The 18,223-nt window shown below is 43.9% G+C and carries 18 protein-coding genes; 8 read left to right on the top strand and 10 right to left on the bottom strand.

Translation table 11 applies throughout. The features are described 5' to 3' along the window. Position 1: 1 nt before the first annotated feature. From QYT14_RS10805 to mscL, 8 genes are all read right to left on the bottom strand, one after another. Positions 2-775 (bottom strand): LytTR family DNA-binding domain-containing protein, encoded by a 774-nt coding sequence (locus QYT14_RS10805; protein ID WP_288324853.1) that lies wholly within the window; start codon positions 773-775, stop codon positions 2-4. Continuing rightward, positions 768-1,796, bottom strand: coding sequence for a histidine kinase (locus QYT14_RS10800; RefSeq protein WP_288324854.1), 1,029 nt, complete (start codon positions 1,794-1,796; stop codon positions 768-770). Before QYT14_RS10800 ends, QYT14_RS10805 begins: the two co-directional genes overlap by 8 nt. A gap of 41 nt (positions 1,797-1,837) precedes the next feature. Then, positions 1,838-3,127 (bottom strand): TolC family protein, encoded by a 1,290-nt coding sequence (locus tag QYT14_RS10795; RefSeq protein WP_288324855.1) that lies wholly within the window; start codon positions 3,125-3,127, stop codon positions 1,838-1,840. 32 nt (positions 3,128-3,159) lie between these two features. After that, on the bottom strand, positions 3,160-6,186 hold the full coding sequence (locus tag QYT14_RS10790) for an efflux RND transporter permease subunit (RefSeq protein WP_288324856.1): 3,027 nt from the start codon (positions 6,184-6,186) through the stop codon (positions 3,160-3,162). 136 nt (positions 6,187-6,322) lie between these two features. After that, positions 6,323-7,372, bottom strand: coding sequence for an efflux RND transporter periplasmic adaptor subunit (locus QYT14_RS10785; protein WP_288324857.1), 1,050 nt, complete (start codon positions 7,370-7,372; stop codon positions 6,323-6,325). Positions 7,373-7,494: 122 nt separating this feature from the next. Continuing rightward, entirely contained in the window at positions 7,495-8,322 is an 828-nt protein-coding gene (locus QYT14_RS10780; RefSeq protein ID WP_237038554.1) for an SDR family oxidoreductase, read from the bottom strand. 72 nt (positions 8,323-8,394) lie between these two features. Continuing rightward, positions 8,395-9,948, bottom strand: a complete 1,554-nt coding sequence (gene guaA / locus QYT14_RS10775; RefSeq protein WP_237038553.1) for a glutamine-hydrolyzing GMP synthase — start codon at positions 9,946-9,948, stop codon at positions 8,395-8,397. A 254-nt stretch (positions 9,949-10,202) separates the two neighbouring features. Continuing rightward, positions 10,203-10,646 (bottom strand): large-conductance mechanosensitive channel protein MscL, encoded by a 444-nt coding sequence (mscL, locus tag QYT14_RS10770; protein WP_237038552.1) that lies wholly within the window; start codon positions 10,644-10,646, stop codon positions 10,203-10,205. Positions 10,647-10,797: 151 nt separating this feature from the next. On the opposite strand from mscL, the gene gap reads away from it, so the two are divergent. From gap to kdsA, 8 genes are all read left to right on the top strand, one after another. Further along, positions 10,798-11,808: a type I glyceraldehyde-3-phosphate dehydrogenase gene (gap, locus tag QYT14_RS10765; RefSeq protein ID WP_237038551.1), complete on the top strand. Its 1,011-nt coding sequence runs from the start codon at positions 10,798-10,800 to the stop codon at positions 11,806-11,808. A 154-nt stretch (positions 11,809-11,962) separates the two neighbouring features. Further along, a complete protein-coding gene (locus tag QYT14_RS10760) occupies positions 11,963-12,298 on the top strand; it encodes a TM2 domain-containing protein (RefSeq protein WP_005939244.1) in 336 nt (111 codons plus the stop codon). Beyond that, positions 12,298-12,702 carry a DUF2752 domain-containing protein gene (locus tag QYT14_RS10755; protein WP_237038550.1) on the top strand — a complete coding sequence of 135 codons (405 nt, stop codon included), beginning with the start codon at positions 12,298-12,300 and terminating at the stop codon, positions 12,700-12,702. Before QYT14_RS10760 ends, QYT14_RS10755 begins: the two co-directional genes overlap by 1 nt. Next, positions 12,699-13,115 carry a DUF4870 domain-containing protein gene (locus tag QYT14_RS10750; RefSeq protein ID WP_237038549.1) on the top strand — a complete coding sequence of 139 codons (417 nt, stop codon included), beginning with the start codon at positions 12,699-12,701 and terminating at the stop codon, positions 13,113-13,115. Before QYT14_RS10755 ends, QYT14_RS10750 begins: the two co-directional genes overlap by 4 nt. Then, positions 13,112-13,912 (top strand): M48 family metallopeptidase, encoded by an 801-nt coding sequence (locus QYT14_RS10745; protein ID WP_288324858.1) that lies wholly within the window; start codon positions 13,112-13,114, stop codon positions 13,910-13,912. The genes QYT14_RS10750 and QYT14_RS10745 overlap by 4 nt, the downstream gene beginning before the upstream one ends. A gap of 118 nt (positions 13,913-14,030) precedes the next feature. After that, positions 14,031-14,954, top strand: coding sequence for a tRNA (adenosine(37)-N6)-dimethylallyltransferase MiaA (gene miaA / locus QYT14_RS10740; protein ID WP_288324859.1), 924 nt, complete (start codon positions 14,031-14,033; stop codon positions 14,952-14,954). 5 nt (positions 14,955-14,959) lie between these two features. Continuing rightward, complete coding sequence (locus QYT14_RS10735; RefSeq protein ID WP_237038546.1) at positions 14,960-15,889, top strand: YegS/Rv2252/BmrU family lipid kinase; 930 nt, start codon at positions 14,960-14,962, stop codon at positions 15,887-15,889. A 48-nt stretch (positions 15,890-15,937) separates the two neighbouring features. Beyond that, positions 15,938-16,738, top strand: a complete 801-nt coding sequence (gene kdsA, locus QYT14_RS10730; RefSeq protein WP_237038545.1) for a 3-deoxy-8-phosphooctulonate synthase — start codon at positions 15,938-15,940, stop codon at positions 16,736-16,738. A 287-nt stretch (positions 16,739-17,025) separates the two neighbouring features. On the opposite strand, the gene QYT14_RS10725 is transcribed toward kdsA, so the two are convergent. Together QYT14_RS10725 and QYT14_RS10720 are read right to left on the bottom strand one after the other, a co-directional pair. After that, entirely contained in the window at positions 17,026-17,538 is a 513-nt protein-coding gene (locus tag QYT14_RS10725; protein WP_288324860.1) for a ferritin-like domain-containing protein, read from the bottom strand. Positions 17,539-17,568: 30 nt separating this feature from the next. After that, positions 17,569-17,721 (bottom strand): CcoQ/FixQ family Cbb3-type cytochrome c oxidase assembly chaperone, encoded by a 153-nt coding sequence (locus tag QYT14_RS10720; protein WP_288324861.1) that lies wholly within the window; start codon positions 17,719-17,721, stop codon positions 17,569-17,571. Positions 17,722-18,223 lie beyond the last annotated feature (502 nt).

Here is an 18,223-nt window from a genome sequence, read left to right as displayed (position 1 = left end):
TTTAATAATTAAGCCATAACTTGAAAGAAGAAAGTTTTTCTTCACTGATGGTGATTTGTGATTTATAAGGAGGAAGGACGCTGACTACTATCTTACCGTTAAAGTAAGGTTCGGCATGGTCTATGGAGTCAATGCTGATAATGATTTGGCGGTTGGCACGGAAGAACTGTTCAGGGTCCAGTTGTTCCATCAGTTTGTTTAGGGATAGGTCGATAATGTGTTCCTGTCCTTTCTTGGTGACGGCAAAAGTAACTTTGTTTTCAGAATAAAAATAGGCGATGTCCGTTACTTGGAGTGACCAGAAACGGTCGGCGCCATAAATGAGGAAACGCGTGCGGTAACGTCTTTCTTTATGTTGCAGGGTGTCCAGCAAAGTATCCAGATATTCTTGGGGTTGGGGGATTCCCTTGTTTTGTAAAGTCTCGTATTTGATGATGGCATCAAGCAGTCGTGTTTCATCGATAGGCTTCAGTATATAATCTACGCTGTTTACGGTAAATGCACGGATGGCATATTTATCGTAAGCAGTCGTAAAAATAATGACAGAGGAAGGATGCACAGCCGAAAGAAAATCGAATGCGTTTCCGTCTGCCAGTTGGATATCGAGGAAGATAAGGTCGGGCTGTGGATTTTCTTTAAACCAAGTTACAGCTTCGTCCACACTACCCGGTATGATGGTCAGTGTCCATTGCGGGCGCAGACGGGTAATCATGGAATGTAGCAGACGTGCTGCGGGTACTTCATCTTCTATAATGATTGCGTTCAGTTTACTCATATCCTAAAGGTACTTTTACAGTAAATAAATGATTATCTTTGATGACTATGATTTCCTCGCCGAGCATCAGTTTGCAGCGGTTGGAAAGATTTTCTAATCCTACTCCCGAAGAGGACTCGTTGCTCTTTTTAGGTTGGACTGGGTTGTTTACTATCAGGTAATTATTCTCTATTCCTATGCTGATTTGCATGGGTTTGCTTTGGGTGATGGAGTTATGTTTAATGACATTTTCCACCAGTAGTTGCAAAGTCAGGGGTGGGAGCATGGCATCAGAATAGTCATCGGGAATAAAACATTCACAGTTGATGCAGTTTCCTAACCGTACTTCGTGCAGGAAGAGATAGGATTTCATAAAATCCAATTCTTCACTTAGAGGAACCAAGGCTTTATCCTGACTTTGAAGGACATAGCGGTAGACGCTGGACAGGTGTTTGGTGAAACGGACAGCATTGCTTGGATTGTATTCTATCTCGGCAATCAGCGTGTTGAGACTATTGAACAGAAAGTGCGGATTAAGTTGGTTTTGCAGGGCGGCATAGCGGGCTGTATTGTTTTCCTTTTGCAGTTCGGCGGCTTCCTGTTGCAATCTTAATGTATTCTGAATGGAACGATTGGATAGAAGTAGTCCCACGATTACTAATTCTACCAGCCACACCAGAATGAGGATGCGCCAACCGCCATTGGGAAAAATAAAGATGTTGTAGGAACCCACCAAAAGCTTCCCGACAATCAGCAGACTATAGTTCAGTAGAAGGAACAGCAGTGTTACGGCTATATAAATCATGATGATTTTCCAGCGTTTGCGGAGGTTCAGTGCATACTGATTATTTAACCAGGAGCTAAGCCGCAAGGTGGAGTAACCGAGGACATTGAAGGCGGCTATGAAAAAGATAAAGGCGCCTTTGGAATAAAGCATATCCGCTACCTGAGGTGGTAATTCGGAATAATTGGCTAGCAGGAGATAGGAGAAGACTCCTAACCCTGAGAACAAAAGGCCGTATAATATAGCATTCCATTTCATGTGAACAAAGCTACAATATTTTATAGAATAATAATCACTTTCTAGTATTTATTCAATGCTTTCAGCAGTGTGGAATAATATCCTTGTGCGGATACTTTGGCTTGCACATAATTGGTTTGTGAGGCCTGCCGGTAGTTCTGTGCCTCTATCACCTCCACTACTGACACTTTTCCTTCCGCATATCTTTCCAATGCCATGCGTTCGTTTTGGCGCGCTTTGTCCAGTGAGTTTCCGGTCAGTTGTACTTGTTCCATTGCTTGGGATAACGAAACGCGGGCGGTCTGGACCTCAAGGTTCACATGGTCACTTACTTGATGAAGGTTATCGGTAGCCGCACCGACTTGGAAAGAAGACGCCCGTTTCTCATTGCGCCGTTTTCCCCATTCGAAAATAGGAACCGACAGTTTGGCATAAACAGCATAATTGGGGTCAAGGTCGGATTTGAAGTTATATCCGGGTGAGGAGTAACTTCCCTCTATGCCGACATAAAGTTGCGGCTTATATTTGGAGTCTGTCAGTTTCTTTGAACTTTCGGCTATGTTGATTTGGTCGTATGCCATTTTTAATTCCGGCCGGTTGGAGCCGTTCAAACTCCATAACTGTTCATTCATGACGATGGAAGGAATAGTGTCTTCCACTTCCGTCGGTTCATTTAGTTCCAGCCCAATCAGCGAGTTGAACGCCATTCTTCCGGTTTCAAGATTGCTTTTTGCCTGAAGCAATTGGTATTCGGCTTCGTTTAGCTTTACCTCTGCCATGAGCAGGTCTTGTGGGTCCACCAAGCCTACCTCCACCCGTTCACGGATGGTTTGAGTGAGTGAGGCGATGGAGTTCCGATAGTCGGTGGCTACCTGCAGAAGTTCGGCACGGGCTACGGTGTTCCAGTATTGCATATCGGTTTGGTAGCACACGGCGGAACGGAAATATTCCGCCTGATGTGCTGCCAGACTATGTTGATGCTTTGCCATTCGGATGGTTTCCAGTAGACGGCCGCCTGTATAGACCGGTTGCAATAGGCTGAGAGAGGCGCCGTATTTCATATCCTTACCTTCGAAGGTCAACGGATTCTGCATACTGGGCAGGTTCAGAGTGAGCTGGATGGGATTGCCGGTATATTGAAAGTTGGCGTCACCCGATAGTTTGGGACGCAAGTCCTTCTGGGCAGCTTTCTCCAGTTCGATACTGGCCGAGATATGTTTATCCGCCGCCTTCAGGTCATGGTTGTATTCTACAGCCATTGACCTGTACTTTTCCAATAAATCACTTTGTTGGGCGAAAGTAGCGGACGGAACACTAAAAATAAAGATAAACAGTATATTAATTTTTTTCATGAGCTATATCTATTTTGAGGGTGATAGTACGATTACTTAATCTTATAAAATATGGCATACAGTGCCGGTGTTACAAATAATGTCAATAACGTAGCGAATGTCAGCCCGAAGATGATAGTGGCTGCCATTCCTCCAAACGCTATATCGAATAACAGAGGAACCATTCCCAGAATCGTAGTGGTAGCTGCCATCAGTACAGGACGTGTTCTGGATACGGTGGCCTCTATGACGGCTGTATAAGGAGTGACACCGTTCCTGCGCTGTATATTTATTTCATCCAACAGTACGATGACATTCTTGATAATCATACCCAGCAGCCCCAACCATCCGGCGATGGGGAAGAATCCGAAATCAAACCCGGTGAGCAGCATACCTACAGCTACCCCGATAAGGGAGAGCGGAAGCACACATAGGATAATGACCGGTTGACGGAAATTGCCGAATAAGGCTACCAAAATCACGACCAGCATCAAGAAAGCCAAAGGAAAGAATTTGGCAATGGCCTGCATTGCTTCACCTTGGTCTTTGTATTGGGCGTCCCAAAAGAAGGTATACCCTTCGGGCAATTCTATGGCTTCTATTTCTTTCCGTATTTCTCCATGTACTTCGGCCATGGTGTGTCCCGGTTTTACTCCGCACATGGCGGCCATGGATAACTGGCGGTTATAGGTACGTATCTGTGGAAACTCCCAAGTGGTTTCAATCTTTTCCGTCACTTGCGACAGAGGTGCTGAATGTTCTCCGTTCCAAACAGAAAAATCACCTAAAGACCGGGCGTCTGTAATATGGACTCCTTCCGATTTCAGTAATACGGGTACTTTCTTTTCGTTATCCCGATAAATTCCTACGGGAGTCCCGTCACTGATAGACTTGACAGATTGCATCATTTGCGCTTTGGTAATGCCTAGCGCACCGGCTTTTACCGGGTCGTAGACGGGGCGAATCATCAGGGCCATATTTCCCCATTCGTTACGGGCATCCGCTACTTTGGGATTGCGCCGCATGATTTCTATGGCTTTTCCTGCCAGTGAATCCAGTACGGCAGGGTCCGGTCCTAGGAAACGGGCCTCGATGACGGCTTCCGTCAAAGGGCTAAGTTCGAACTTGTTCACTTTTATCAGTGGCTCGGGATACTTCTGACGGATGGAGTCTTGCAGCAACGCGTGCAGTTGCCTGGACTCTTTCGGGGTCTTGCACTTCACCAATATCTGTGCATAGTTGGACTGAGGACCGAAAGCTACATTAGACAGATAGTAACGAGGCGGAGTGCGGCCTATGTAGGTAGAAACCATTTCCGTTTCTTCGTGTCCGCGAATATAGTCCGCCAAGTTACTTGCCATACGGTCTGTTTCGTTGATGTTCGTTCCTTCGGGCAACCACATATCTACGGTAAAGTATTGTTTGTCTAGCGCAGGTACAAACACTTTGGGGATAAATTTGAAACTCCAGGCAGAGAGTATCAGCATAACTACCAGTGAACCGATAGTGACCGACCGATGGCGGAGTACCCAGTGCAGGGCGTTGCGGAAGCGATTGTAATATTTTCCGTCGAATAAAGCCGATTTCAGTTCCTCGGGACGCGGACGACGGACAAACTCCTGTATAAAGAAAGGGGTCTGCGTCAGTGCGAACACCCAGCTGAACATCAGTGATACTCCAATGACCACAACCAATGAAGATAGCAATTCACCTGTGATATGTGGTGAATAATAGATAGGGAGGAAGGTAAGAATAGCGATGATTGTTGCCGCCAACAAGGGCAAAGCGGTAGCAGAGCAGGCACGCATGATAGCTACACGCTTCCGCATTCCGCGCTCCATGTTGATTAAGGCTGAGTCTGAAACCACGATAGCATTGTCTACCAACATTCCCATGGCGATAATGATGGCGGCTAATGACATTCGTTGAAGTGCGATGCCGCAAGCCATCATGACAATGAGTGTGGCGAAGATGGAAAAAATCAGTCCGCTACCAATCAAAGTACCATTCTTGAATCCGATGAAAAATAATAGAATGGCTATAACGGTTAGAACGGAAATGATGAGGTTCAAGATAAAGCCTTGATTGGCAACGTCTGATTCATATCCTTGGTCATAGATGGAGGTCAGTTCATATCCTTGAGGCATGGATTGCGATAATTCGTCAATTCTTTTTTTCACGGCTTCTGCCATATCCACTACGTTTCCGGTAGGGACGGTAGAGATGGCAATGCCTACGGCCGGATGACCGTCAATGCGCATCAGGTTGCTGGCAGGTGTCTGATAACTTTCTTCTATCCGTGCTATATCGGCGAGGCGGAAATGTTCGCCTGAGCGTGAAACGATAGTCAGGTCTCTGATATCATCCAATGAATAGAAATTTCCGGTAGACTCGATGCGCAGCCGGTTTTGTCCGGCATCAATTCCTCCTGCATCCACTACTTTGTTCTGTGCTTCGAATGCTCGGGCTATATCAGAAGTGGTGATTCCACTTTGTGTCATGACGGACGGGCTGACAGATACGTCGATAGTGGGTGTCTGTACTCCGTAAATTTCCACTTTGGCTACATCCTTTACTTTCAGGAGCTCATTCTTGATGATTTTAGCCTCGTCTTCCAGTTCCCTATAGGTATGACCGTTTCCGGTGAGGCCATAAAAAACACCTAATACATCCCCAAAGTCATCATTGACGACCGATGGACCTGCTCCGGCGGGAAGTTTGCCTTGTACATCGTTCACTTTGCGGCGTAGTTTGTCCCAGAGTTGTTGCATTTCGTCTGCACGGGTTTCCTTTTTCACATATACGGTGATTTTGGAGAGTCCGGCCCGGTTCTCTGTTTTCAGATAATAGAGCTCACCAAGAGACTGGATGGATTCTTCCAGAATATCGGTTACCTGAGATTGTACTTCGGAGGGCGATGCTCCGGGGTAAGGAGTCAGTACGAGTGCCTGTTTGATGGTAAAGGGGGCGTCTTCCAGTTTTCCCATTTTGATGTAGGAGAACAGACCGCCGGCCAGTATCAGAACCAATAACAAGAGGGTGACTGACTTTTTTTGTAGAAAGTATTTTACTAATTTCATATTTGTTTTTTTCTTTGTCTTATTACGTTTTTGTTGACCGTAGGGGCGGACCCATGTGTCCGCCCGATAACAATTGGCAATACCCATAACTATATGCATTCGGGCAGACACATGGGTCTGCCCCTACGGTGGGGCGTTACAGTTCGGTTGCGTTGATTTTCATTCCGTCCGAGAAAAAACGGAGTCCGCTTGTCGCTACGATTTCATTGGGATGCAAACCTTCGGTGATAGCTACATAGCCATTCGGTAACAAATCTCCTTTCTTTACTTTTCTTCGGTTTACCTCTTGGGTATTTGTATCGACTACCCATAGATAGTCACCTTCCGTGGGACGATGGCAAAGAGCCGTTTGAGGGACAGCCACCCCTTTGGAGGCATCTGTTGTTATAGAGGAGCGGTTCAATCTTGCTTTGCCGGACATGCCTGCCAGTAATTTTCCTTCTTTGTTAGGAAGTAAAGCGGTCAACAGATAAGAGAGGTTGTTGCGGGTGGTTCCTTTGGAAACTTCCGCTATCTGTGCTTTATATACTTTATCGGGTTGTGCATCGAATCGTACTTGTATCGTATCCAGTGCCTGCGCTGCATAGGCAATATCCTGAGTGACATAGATTTCCAGTTTAAGTTGGTCAATATCAATAAAAGAAATGACGGGCTGGGTTGCTTTTACATCCTGATATTTCTCTATATATACCTCACCTACATAACCATTGAACGGAGCGATAAGGCGTGTATCCTCCAGTTCGTATGAAGCGGTATCGAAAGCTGTTTTGGCGGTGGTATAGTCCGCTTTTGCCTTTTCGTAGGAACTTGCCGAGATGTTGCCCTTATCATATAACTTTTGTATACGTTCGAATTCTGCCTTTGCCTGATGGTAGACTGCCTCGGCACGTTCTTTGCGGATGCGGAAATCGCGCGGGTCTATTTCGGCTATGATGCTGCCTTGTTTGTATCGGTTACCGGCATATACATCAAAACGGTCAATGGGGCCGCCCACCCGGAAGGATAACTCGGAAGTGCGGAAAGGTTGGGCGATAAAGGAGAACTCTTTGTCGTCCTGATGTGAAACGGGGACAGCTTGTGTGGTCTTTACAATAAAGTCTTGTTTCTTTTCATTGCCTCCGGCGGCACAGGAAGAAAGTAGTGCGGCGAGGCTTAGTAATAGCATAGAATGTACGTTTATCTTCATATTTTGTCTTTTAAGTTTGCGACAAAAGTAAGAAGTGTGTGGGTACTAAATAGGAAAGAAGATGCTGAAGCCGGAAAAAATAGAAACAGAAAGGGAAATATACAGATAAAGGTGGAGGTGATTTATTCTATATAAATCATCTTTTTAGTCATTCCACCATCAATCGTTATGTTTTCGCCATTGATAAAATCATTTTCTTCTTGACAAAGAAACAAGCACATTCGGGCAATATCTTCCGGTTTTCCCACCCGACCGGAGGGATGCTGTGCGTGGTCCTCGGGGCGGAGAAGCCCATACTCTTGTGTCTGTATCCATCCCGGTGAGATAGAGTTGACAGTGATATGCTGATTGGCAAGCGATAAGGCAAGTGCGTGGGTGAGCGAATAGATTCCTCCCTTTGAGGCAGCATAACCTTCACTTCCCGGTTCACTCATTAAATGGCGCGTGGAACAAATATTAATGATTCTGCCATAATGCTGCGGAGAGTCTTGAGCTTTGCGGTGGATGGCAAGAAGTCTTGAGGTTATAAACACCGGTCGGAGATTGATGGATAAGATTCGGTCAAAGTCTTCTACACTTGTTTCGGTGAGGTCAGAAAACAGGCTTACTCCGGCGTTATTGATTAAGATGTCTATATCTCCCCACCTTTCTATGAGTGCTAGCATACAACTTTCCAGTGCTTCTCTATTTTGTATGTCTACAGGATAGAATGCAGCTCCTGTTTCTTTGGCAGTTTGCAGTCCCGATGTTTCATCTTTGTCGCAAAACGCTACCGGACAACCTTCCTGTCTGAATGCTTTTACGATAGCCTTACCGATGCCGTTGGCTCCTCCGGTTACAAAGACTCTTTTGGAGTTCGCTTTCTTGGGAGTATGTTTGGGTGTCTTTTGCCAAGCGGCCTTTTTAGCTTGATATTGTTCGAACTGTCTTTCTATATAGTTGTCTGCCATGGTTATTGAGAAATTTTAATCATCCGCTGTAGGGGGCAGAAAATTTCCGCCCTACAGTGGATATTATTTAGATTATTCCCACTCAATTGTGGCGGGTGGTTTGGAGGAGATATCATAGCAAACGCGGTTAACGCCTTTTACCTTATTAATGATATCATTTGAAACCTTAGCCATAAACTCGTAAGGAAGATGGGCCCAGTCAGCAGTCATGGCATCGGTACTGGTTACAGCACGCAGAGCCACGGCACGTTCATAAGTACGTTCATCGCCCATTACGCCTACACTTTGTACCGGCAACAGGATGACACCTGCCTGCCACACTTGGTGATAGAGGGCAATATCATTACCGTCGGCATCTTTTACCATCCAATCACGTAAGCCTTGAATAAAGATGTCGTCTGCATCCTGCAGAATGCGTACCTTCTCGCGGGTAATATCGCCTAAGATGCGTACAGCCAAGCCCGGACCGGGGAACGGATGACGGGTAATCAGATGTTCGGGTATGCCTAATTCACGACCTACACGGCGTACTTCATCTTTGAAAAGCCATTGCAAGGGCTCACATAGGCTAAGATGCATTTCTTCGGGCAGACCACCTACGTTGTGATGACTTTTGATAGTCTTTCCGGTGATGTTCAGACTTTCGATGCGGTCAGGGTAGATAGTACCTTGTGCCAACCATTTGGCATCGGTTATTTTATGTGCTTCGGCATTGAATACTTCTACAAAGTCACGACCAATAATCTTACGCTTTTGTTCGGGATCAGTCACGCCTTCCAAGTCTTTAAAGAACTTGTCGCTGGCATCTACGCCGATTACGTTCAGACCCAGACATTCGTAATCATGCATCACATTCTTGAATTCATTCTTGCGCAACAAACCGTGGTCAACAAAGATACAAGTCAGGTTCTTGCCAATGGCACGGTGCAACAACACGGCTGCAACAGATGAATCCACACCTCCGCTTAGACCGAGAATAACGCGGTCGTTACCTACTTGTTCTTTCAAGGCTGCCACTGTGGTATCAACAAATGAACTTGCACTCCAGTCTTGCTTGCCACCGCAGATATCTACTACGAAGTTTTTCAGTAATTGGGTACCGTCTTCACTGTGGAATACTTCCGGATGGAACTGTACGCCCCATACTTTTTCTCCTTCTGCCTGATAAGCGGCGATAGCGACTTTATCTGTTGAAGCGATAATTTTGAAGTTATCAGGGATGGCAGTGATTGTATCTCCGTGGCTCATCCATACTTGAGACTGTTCGCGGATGCCTTTCAGTAAGGGGTTCTCATGTTCGAAAGTAGAGAGATGGGCGCGTCCGTATTCACGTGTGCCGGCCGGTTCTACTTTTCCGCCATTGGTGTATGCCATAAACTGTGCGCCATAGCAGATGCCCAAAATAGGGTATTTCCCACGAATATTGCTTAAATCAACCTTGAATGCACTTTCATCGTAAACAGAGAAAGGGCTTCCCGACAGGATGACACCGATAACCGATGGGTCATCATGTGGAAACTTGTTGTAAGGCACAATCTCGCAATACATATTCAGTTCGCGGACACGACGGCCGATAAGCTGTGTGGTCTGTGAACCGAAATCGAGAATAATGATTTTTTCTTGCATATTATTATGATATGTAAATGTTTTCGTGCCGCAAAGATACTCAGAAAAACTATAAATCCGTCATACCATAGAGGCATTTTTATAGTTGAGTGTAAAAAACTTCATGCTTTGGTATGCTGTAGCTTCATCTTGTCTTCACAATGGAAGCAATTCTGAATATATATAAGAATGTGTGGAACTACACATATTTTATATGCATAGGCCCACACATACGAATGTGTAAAAAATCCCTTTCTATCCTAAGAGCTTTCCTGTTATTTCCGGTCTGCCTGTTCTTTCAACAAATCGCGGATTTCGGTTAACAGCACCTCTTCTTTACTTGGGGCAGGAGGGGCTGCAGGAGGAGCCGGAACTTCTTCCTTCTTGCGGTTCAGGCGGGCGAGCAATCTGATAAATAAGAATATAGAGAAAGCGATAATGATAAAATCAAACGTGGCCTGGAGGAAATTTCCATAATTGAGGGTTACGGCGGCTTTCTCTACGCCATCCACCACTTCGGCAGGCTTTAATTGTAGTTTTAAATCTGTGAAGTTTACACCGCCGACTAACAGCCCGATGGGAGGCATAATAACATCCGCAACGATGGAAGAGACAATCTTTCCAAATGCACCACCGATGATAACACCGACTGCCATGTCAATAACGTTTCCACGCATGGCAAACGCTTTAAAGTCTTGTAAAAAACTACTTTTTCCCATTTTTTTTTATTTTAATATGAAATTATGCGCGAATATAAAAACAAATTCTTATTTTTGCACCGCGTTTAGGAAATAAATACTAAATGTTTAACAACATTCCAAATTAGAGTGTTTAAAAGCTATATTATAAAACCTTTAAAAATTAAACAAAATGATTAAAGTAGGTATTAACGGATTTGGTCGTATCGGCCGTTTTGTATTCCGTGCAGCTCAGAAAAGAAACGATATTCAGATCGTAGGTATCAATGACCTTTGCCCGGTTGATTACTTAGCATATATGTTGAAGTATGACACAATGCACGGACAATTTGAAGGTACTATCGAAGCTGACGTAGAAAACAGCAAGTTGATCGTAAACGGCAATGCAATCCGCGTAACAGCTGAAAGAAATCCGGCTGACTTGAAATGGGATGCAATCGGTGCTGAATACGTAGTTGAATCTACTGGTTTGTTCTTGACTAAAGAAAAAGCTCAGGCTCATATCGAAGCTGGTGCTAAATATGTAGTTATGTCAGCTCCTTCTAAAGATGATACTCCGATGTTCGTTTGCGGTGTAAACGAAAAATCTTATGTTAAGGGTACTCAATTCGTTTCTAACGCTTCTTGTACTACTAACTGCTTGGCTCCTATCGCTAAGGTATTGAATGACAAATGGGGTATTACTGACGGTTTGATGACTACAGTTCACTCTACAACTGCTACTCAGAAAACAGTTGACGGTCCTTCTATGAAAGACTGGAGAGGTGGTCGTGCTGCTTCTGGCAACATTATCCCTTCATCTACTGGTGCTGCTAAGGCTGTAGGTAAAGTTATTCCTGAATTGAATGGTAAATTGACTGGTATGTCAATGCGTGTTCCGACTTTGGATGTTTCTGTAGTTGACTTGACAGTGAACTTGGCTAAACCGGCTACATACGCTGAAATTTGTGCAGCTATGAAAGAAGCTTCTGAAGGCGAATTGAAGGGTGTTCTGGGTTACACTGAAGATGCAGTTGTTTCTTCTGACTTCTTGGGTGACACTCGCACTTCTATCTTCGATGCTAAAGCTGGTATCGCTTTGACTGATACTTTCGTTAAAGTAGTTTCTTGGTATGACAATGAAATCGGTTACTCTAACAAAGTATTGGATTTGATCGCTCACATGGCTTCTGTAAACTGCTAATCAGTTATATAATCCATATAGCAACAGCCGCCCGAAGTAATTCGGGCGGTTTTTTTATGTCCTGTCAGCAATTAATTGTGAAAAGATGTGGTATATATTAAATATAATTATACCTTTGTGCAATTTGAAGAATAATATTAAACAAATAAAAGTTATGGATGCACAAAAAGTAGATGCCTTTATAATGGCAAACGGAAAGTTCTTTCCCGATTATCAAGTGGCAGCAATTAGAGATATGTTGCTTGCTGCTGACGATTCAAAATGGTCAATGTTGCAGGTTATGCAGTTCAAAGACCCCACTATCTGTTTGATTATCTCTCTGTTTGCCGGTTCGCTGGGTATTGACCGCTTCTTTATTGGAGATACAGGATTGGGAATTGCGAAGTTAATCACTTGCGGCGGTTTTGGCATTTGGACTATTGTAGACTGGTTCCTCATTATGGGAGCTGCCCGCGACAAGAACATGCAAAAACTTCAAATGGTACTTTAATGACGAAAAAAGCTCTGTACATACTTTCGGTTGTCGCTTGTGCTGCCGGGTATGTATGGCTTGCCGTTTCGTCCATACATGCGGAAGAGGGAGTGTGGCGAGGGTGCTTGTTTAAGCAGTTATTCCATATTCCTTGTCCTGCATGTGGTTCTACACGAGCCCTCATTGCACTCTGTCAAGGGCATTGGAAAGAATCATTGTTACTCAACCCGAATGGTATGTTGCTGGCAGTATTGATGTTGCTGCTTCCTGTGTGGATCTTATTGGATATCATCAGGCGGGAAGATTCTTTTTTTCGTTTTTATCTATGGATTGACCGGATTTTCATTCGAAAACGCGTCTTCATTATTTTCCTTTTTCTTGTATTAATTAATTGGTGCTGGAATATTTATAAAGGCTTATGATATACTATAAACCCGCGGAACATGAATTGGAGGCTGCTTCAAACAGTTATCTAATGTCATTATTGGCTGTGATGGCCGGACTACCTTTTCCTATTATAAACTTGTTGGCAACGGTTGTTTTCTATTTAGCCAATAGGCGGCGGACGTATTTTGTGCGATGGCATTGTACGCAGGCGTTGGTGTCCCAACTTCCATTGTTCTGTACTAACAGTGTCTTGTTTTGGTGGACGGTCGGTTTGCTTTTTGGAGGTGTGGAACTCACTTCTTTTTATTTCGCTTATCTGTTTACCGTTGTATTGTTCAATGTTGTAGACTTTGTAGCTACAGTGGTCTCTGCCGTACAAGTGAGAAAAGGCAAGCAGATAGAGTGGTATGTTTACGGAGGTTTGACTGATTTGATTTGTAAGCCATGATAAAGAAAATACTTTTGCAGTCGCTCGTATCGGTAGTGTTGTTTTTAGCCGTGCTATTCTCTTTTTCGCGTGTAGACTGGCTTTCGGTTTTTGATTTGCGCGAGACGGTTATCGAGGAGAAACTGGGAGATATGTATTGGGATTTGTATTCCGGTTCTGCTGTCTTTGTAGAGTCGGATACAGTTATTGCTCCATTGGATTCGTTGCTGTTACATTTATGTGAGGCCAATGATATAGAACGTGATAAAATAAAGTTGCATGTTGTCCAAAGCGATGAAGTCAATGCTTTTGCCTTTCCCGATAATCATCTTGTTGTTTTTACTTCGCTTATTGCCAAATGCGAAAATCAGGAAGAATTATGTGGGGTAATGGCGCATGAGATAGCTCACATGCAGAAAGGTCATATCATGAAGAAACTAGTGAAGGAAGTAGGGCTTTCTGTTTTAGTGGGCATGGCATCGGGGGGACAAAGTGGAGAAGTGTTGAGAAGTACTGCCAAACTTCTTTCTTCTACTGCCTATGACCGTACGTTGGAAAGTGAGGCTGACAAGACAGCCGTTCTCTATCTTTTGCAATCCGGAATAAATCCGGAACCTTTTGGAGAATTTCTGTTCAGACTATCTAAAGAGGAAGAACTACCTTCGTTGACCGAGTGGGTAAGCACTCATCCTGATTCTGAAAAACGATCCATTCAAATATGTAATTGGGCAAAGGAAGGGAGTGATGATATCCGGTTTGAGAAGGTATTGAGTCTGGAAACGTGGAAAACTCTTCAACAAGCCGTTTCTGACAAGTAATTCTGTGACTTTTATTCTTTTTCTTGGTTGTAGATTACACAAATTCGTTATCTTTGTGCAATTATTAACCGAAAGACTGTTTCGGATTAAGAGAAACAGTGGCAGAAATATTTTTTAGATGGTAAATTATGATTTGATAACGATATTAGGTCCTACTGCTTCGGGGAAAACTCCATTGGCGGCTGCATTGGCATATAAGCTCGACACTGAAATTATTAGCGGAGACAGCCGGCAGATATATCGCCGGATGGACCTTGGAACAGGGAAAGATTTGGCGGACTATGTCGTAGACGGTCATCAAGTGCCTTATCATCTGATTGATATTGTGGAGCCTGGGTATAAATATAATGTATTCGAATATCAGCGAGATTTTCTTTCGGCATATAACGAAGTTAAACAAAAGGGCAAGTTACCGGTTTTATGTGGTGGCACGGGCATGTATTTGGAGTCTGTGCTGAAAGGATACAGGTTACTGCCGGTTCCCGAAAATCCCCAATTACGTGCTTCATTGGCTGGTAAGTCGCTGGAAGAACTGACGCAAATGCTGTCGGTATACAAGAAATTGCATAATTCTACCGATGTGGATACTGTGAAGCGGGCTATCCGTGCTATTGAAATAGAAGAATACTACAAGCAGCAACCGCCTGAATACCGCGAGTTCCCCACACTGAATAGCTTGATAATAGGAGTGGATATTGATAGGGAATTACGTCGGCAGAAGATTACCCACCGGCTGAAACAACGTTTGGATGAAGGGATGGTGGATGAAGTGAAAGCTTTACTAGAAGGAGGTATTGCCGCCGAAGATTTAATATACTACGGTTTGGAATATAAATATCTGACTTTATATGCCACCGGAGCACTCTCTTTTGATGATATGTTCCATCAACTAGAAATTGCCATTCATCAATTTGCCAAGCGGCAGATGACATGGTTTCGCGGAATGGAGCGCAGAGGGTTCAGCATTCATTGGCTGGATGCCCGGATGCCTACAGAAGAGAAAGTTGAGAAGATAATAAATTTGTTAGATACTAAAAGTTAGATATTATGGCCGTAGAACCAAGCAGATGGGGAATCATATATAATCCGAAGGCCGGTAGCCGCAAGACTCAGAAGAGATGGAATGAGATACGAAACTATATGGAAAGCCGCAAAGTCGTGTTTGATTATGTTCAGTCGGAAGGGTTTGGCTCGGTGGAACGGTTGGCGCGAACTTTGGCCAATAACGGTTATCGTACGATAGTGGTTGTGGGGGGCGATGGTGCTATTAATGATGCTGTCAACGGCATCATGAGTTCTTCTGCCGAAGACAAGGAGAATATTGCTTTAGGAATTATCCCTAATGGTATAGGCAACGATTTTGCCAAATATTGGGGATTGGATGAAGACAATTATAAGCAGGCGGTGGACTGGATTATCAATCGCCGTTTGAGAAAGATAGATGTGGGATGTTGCAACTTTTTTGATGGTGAACAGCATACTAACCGTTATTTCATCAATGCCATTTACATTGGGCTGGGCGCCCGTATTGTGCAAATCTCGGATGGAACCCGTCGTTTTTGGGGAATTCGTGAACTCTCATTTGCCGCTTCCATGTTCCTGCTGTTGTTTGAACGTAAGCTTTATCGTATGCATTTACGTGTCAATGACGAACATATTCGTGGTCGTATTATGACTGTTTGTGTAGGTAGTGCCCGTGGTTATGGCCTTACTCCGAGTGCAGTTCCTTATAATGGCTGGCTTGATGTGTCTGTTATATATCGTCCCGAATTGCTGCAGTTGCTTTCTGGATTATGGATGTTGTTGAAGGGACGAATTCTGAATCATAAAATGGTGAAACCATACCGCACGCGTAAAGTCAAGATTCTGCGTGCGCAGAATGCTTCTGTCAGTTTGGATGGACGAATCTTGGATAGGCATTTTCCTTTGGAAGTGTCTGTCATGCCGGAAGCTATTACGTTAATCATTCCTAAATAGGGGCTTCAATGATGTAAGATGAATAACTTCTCAAAGTATAAAATAAATATGATAACAATTTCAGATTTAAAGAAGAGTGACAATTTTTTCCTGTTGGCCGGTCCATGTGTGATAGAAGGTGAGGAAATGGCTCTCCGTATAGCAGAACGTGTAGTAAAGCTGACAGATAAACTCAATATCCCATACGTTTTTAAAGGCTCATACCGTAAGGCAAACCGTTCACGTTTAGACTCTTTTACAGGTATTGGTGACGAAAAAGCGTTGAAAGTTTTACAGAAAGTAAGTCGGACATTTGATGTTCCCGTAGTGACCGACATTCATTCTGCTGAAGAAGCGGCAATGGCAGCCGAATATGTGGATGTACTTCAGATTCCGGCATTCCTCTGTCGTCAGACCGATTTATTGGTCGCAGCAGCACAGACCGGAAAGATTGTTAATATAAAGAAGGGACAGTTCCTCTCTCCCGGTGCCATGCGCTTTGCAGCCGATAAAGTGGTGGAAGCAGGCAATGACCAAGTGATGCTGACCGAACGTGGTACTACATTTGGTTATCAGGACTTGTTGGTGGATTATCGCGGTATTCCCGAGATGCAGTCTTTCGGACATCCTGTGATTCTTGATGTGACTCATTCGTTGCAGCAACCTAATCAAACCTGTGGAGTGACCGGTGGTATGCCCCAATTGATTGAGACGATTGCCAAGGCGGGGGTAGCAGTGGGAGTGGACGGTCTGTTTATGGAAACACATGAAGACCCCACCGTTGCAAAAAGTGATGGAGCCAATATGTTGAAGCTTGATTTGCTCGAAGAATTGCTGACTAAGTTGGTTCGTATTCGTCAGGCTCTATAAAGGTGATGAGATAAAACAGTGAAGGGGCTGTGTCGGAACTCTCATAAACTAAAAAATAAGAGGTGTGTCAAAACTAAAATGACCTATCCAATCGTCAGCTGTAGGGGCAGGGTTTGCCTGCCCGAATACACAAAGAAACGGTTTTCGGGCGAGCGAACCTCGCCCCTACGAACTAAACGACAGTATTATCCATATTTTGACACACCCCCGATTTCGAAAGAAGGGAAGTTTTGACACAGCCCCTTCTTCTCTTCCTGCATTATAAGGAAGCACATTGGCAGATGTGGTTATTTCTTTAAAATATATGCTTTCATGCGGGCAATATCATTCAAGTAATCCTGCAAATCTTGTTCGTGGTCTTCTTCTTCGGCCATGATATGTTTGGCAATGTCGCAAGTCGTGAAATCAATTCCATTGGTGAATTCGGCAATTTGCTGATAGCGGTAGATAGCGCAGCGCTCTGATTCGACATTTTGTTTTAATAAGATTTCCGAACCGAAATCTACCGGAGCATCGTATTTGCAACGTGCCAGGTCAAACCACTGTTTCGGGTCGAGCACAGGTACACCTTCCAGCTCGATAATACGGTCGGCCAATAGTTTTGCATGATTATATTCTTCGGCAGCATGTTCTTGGAATTCGCGTTGCACGTCACCGCGCATGGCACCTTCTACTACAAAAGAACCTACCCAATACTGATAGAAAGCCAACCATTCTTCAGACAAGGCTGCATTTAATTGAGCCAGTAACTCTACAACGTCAATTTTATCCTTTAGGATATTCACTGTTTCTTTAGCCATAATGAAAAAGTTTAAGTTAGTGTTTATTATTTAGTTTACGGCAGGGATAGTCATATCATCTAATACTTCTATGCCTTCCTTGTCCACATCTTTTTTTACATTAGAACTAGTGTACAGCCAGATGCCGAATCCCAGTACTATTAATATAAAGAGGATTATTCCCCATAACTTACCTTTGCTCATAGTTTTTTGGTTTTGGTTTTATGATAAGAACAGCCGAAAAAGAAAATTGTTTTTTGGTGGAAGAGATTTTATTTTGTGCAGAAGAGGGGCAGTCTCACAAACATCGGGCGGTTAATATGAGGATATTCTGAAAGTTCTTGTTGCAGTATTGTAATGAAAGGCCTGTGTATTTTCAGAGTAGTGCCCTAAGGTTTTGAGGCTTTTCAAACAAGACTTTGAGCTTTTCAAAGAAAGGCCTGTCGGTCTTTTAAAAGGCTGTAGAGCTTTCCGTAACGGCCCGGTCCTATTGAGGAAAGATGGAGTTACACTGTTTTCTTGGGGATTTAAATCATTATTTTTTCTCCTTATAACATATATCATAAACCAAGGGAAGAGTAAGCCGTTTCTTAGGCTCAGCCAAGGCCTTTTAAACGGAAGATTATTACAGACTCCGACAGCGGACTGTACGGTCTACTGTAATGGACTGTACAGTCTACTGCAACGGACTATATAGTCTACGGTG

Origin of the sequence: uncultured Phocaeicola sp., from assembly GCF_948499155.1 — a bacterium.
GTDB classification, from domain to species: Bacteria; Bacteroidota; Bacteroidia; order Bacteroidales; family Bacteroidaceae; genus Phocaeicola; species Phocaeicola faecalis.
This window is presented reverse-complemented; position numbering and strand designations above follow the sequence as displayed.

Coding starts and splice junctions, on each gene's coding strand:
- QYT14_RS10780 (WP_237038554.1), bottom strand. CDS start 8,322: ATGGCAGACAACTATATAGAAAGACAGTTCGAACAATATCAAGCTAAA.
- QYT14_RS10720 (WP_288324861.1), bottom strand. CDS start 17,721: ATGAGCAAAGGTAAGTTATGGGGAATAATCCTCTTTATATTAATAGTA.
- QYT14_RS10790 (WP_288324856.1), bottom strand. CDS start 6,186: ATGAAATTAGTAAAATACTTTCTACAAAAAAAGTCAGTCACCCTCTTG.
- QYT14_RS10745 (WP_288324858.1), top strand. CDS start 13,112: ATGATAAAGAAAATACTTTTGCAGTCGCTCGTATCGGTAGTGTTGTTT.
- QYT14_RS10785 (WP_288324857.1), bottom strand. CDS start 7,372: ATGAAGATAAACGTACATTCTATGCTATTACTAAGCCTCGCCGCACTA.
- kdsA (WP_237038545.1), top strand. CDS start 15,938: ATGATAACAATTTCAGATTTAAAGAAGAGTGACAATTTTTTCCTGTTG.
- QYT14_RS10725 (WP_288324860.1), bottom strand. CDS start 17,538: ATGGCTAAAGAAACAGTGAATATCCTAAAGGATAAAATTGACGTTGTA.
- QYT14_RS10735 (WP_237038546.1), top strand. CDS start 14,960: ATGGCCGTAGAACCAAGCAGATGGGGAATCATATATAATCCGAAGGCC.
- mscL (WP_237038552.1), bottom strand. CDS start 10,646: ATGGGAAAAAGTAGTTTTTTACAAGACTTTAAAGCGTTTGCCATGCGT.
- QYT14_RS10750 (WP_237038549.1), top strand. CDS start 12,699: ATGATATACTATAAACCCGCGGAACATGAATTGGAGGCTGCTTCAAAC.
- guaA (WP_237038553.1), bottom strand. CDS start 9,948: ATGCAAGAAAAAATCATTATTCTCGATTTCGGTTCACAGACCACACAG.
- miaA (WP_288324859.1), top strand. CDS start 14,031: ATGGTAAATTATGATTTGATAACGATATTAGGTCCTACTGCTTCGGGG.
- QYT14_RS10755 (WP_237038550.1), top strand. CDS start 12,298: ATGACGAAAAAAGCTCTGTACATACTTTCGGTTGTCGCTTGTGCTGCC.
- QYT14_RS10800 (WP_288324854.1), bottom strand. CDS start 1,796: ATGAAATGGAATGCTATATTATACGGCCTTTTGTTCTCAGGGTTAGGA.
- QYT14_RS10760 (WP_005939244.1), top strand. CDS start 11,963: ATGGATGCACAAAAAGTAGATGCCTTTATAATGGCAAACGGAAAGTTC.
- gap (WP_237038551.1), top strand. CDS start 10,798: ATGATTAAAGTAGGTATTAACGGATTTGGTCGTATCGGCCGTTTTGTA.
- QYT14_RS10805 (WP_288324853.1), bottom strand. CDS start 775: ATGAGTAAACTGAACGCAATCATTATAGAAGATGAAGTACCCGCAGCA.
- QYT14_RS10795 (WP_288324855.1), bottom strand. CDS start 3,127: ATGAAAAAAATTAATATACTGTTTATCTTTATTTTTAGTGTTCCGTCC.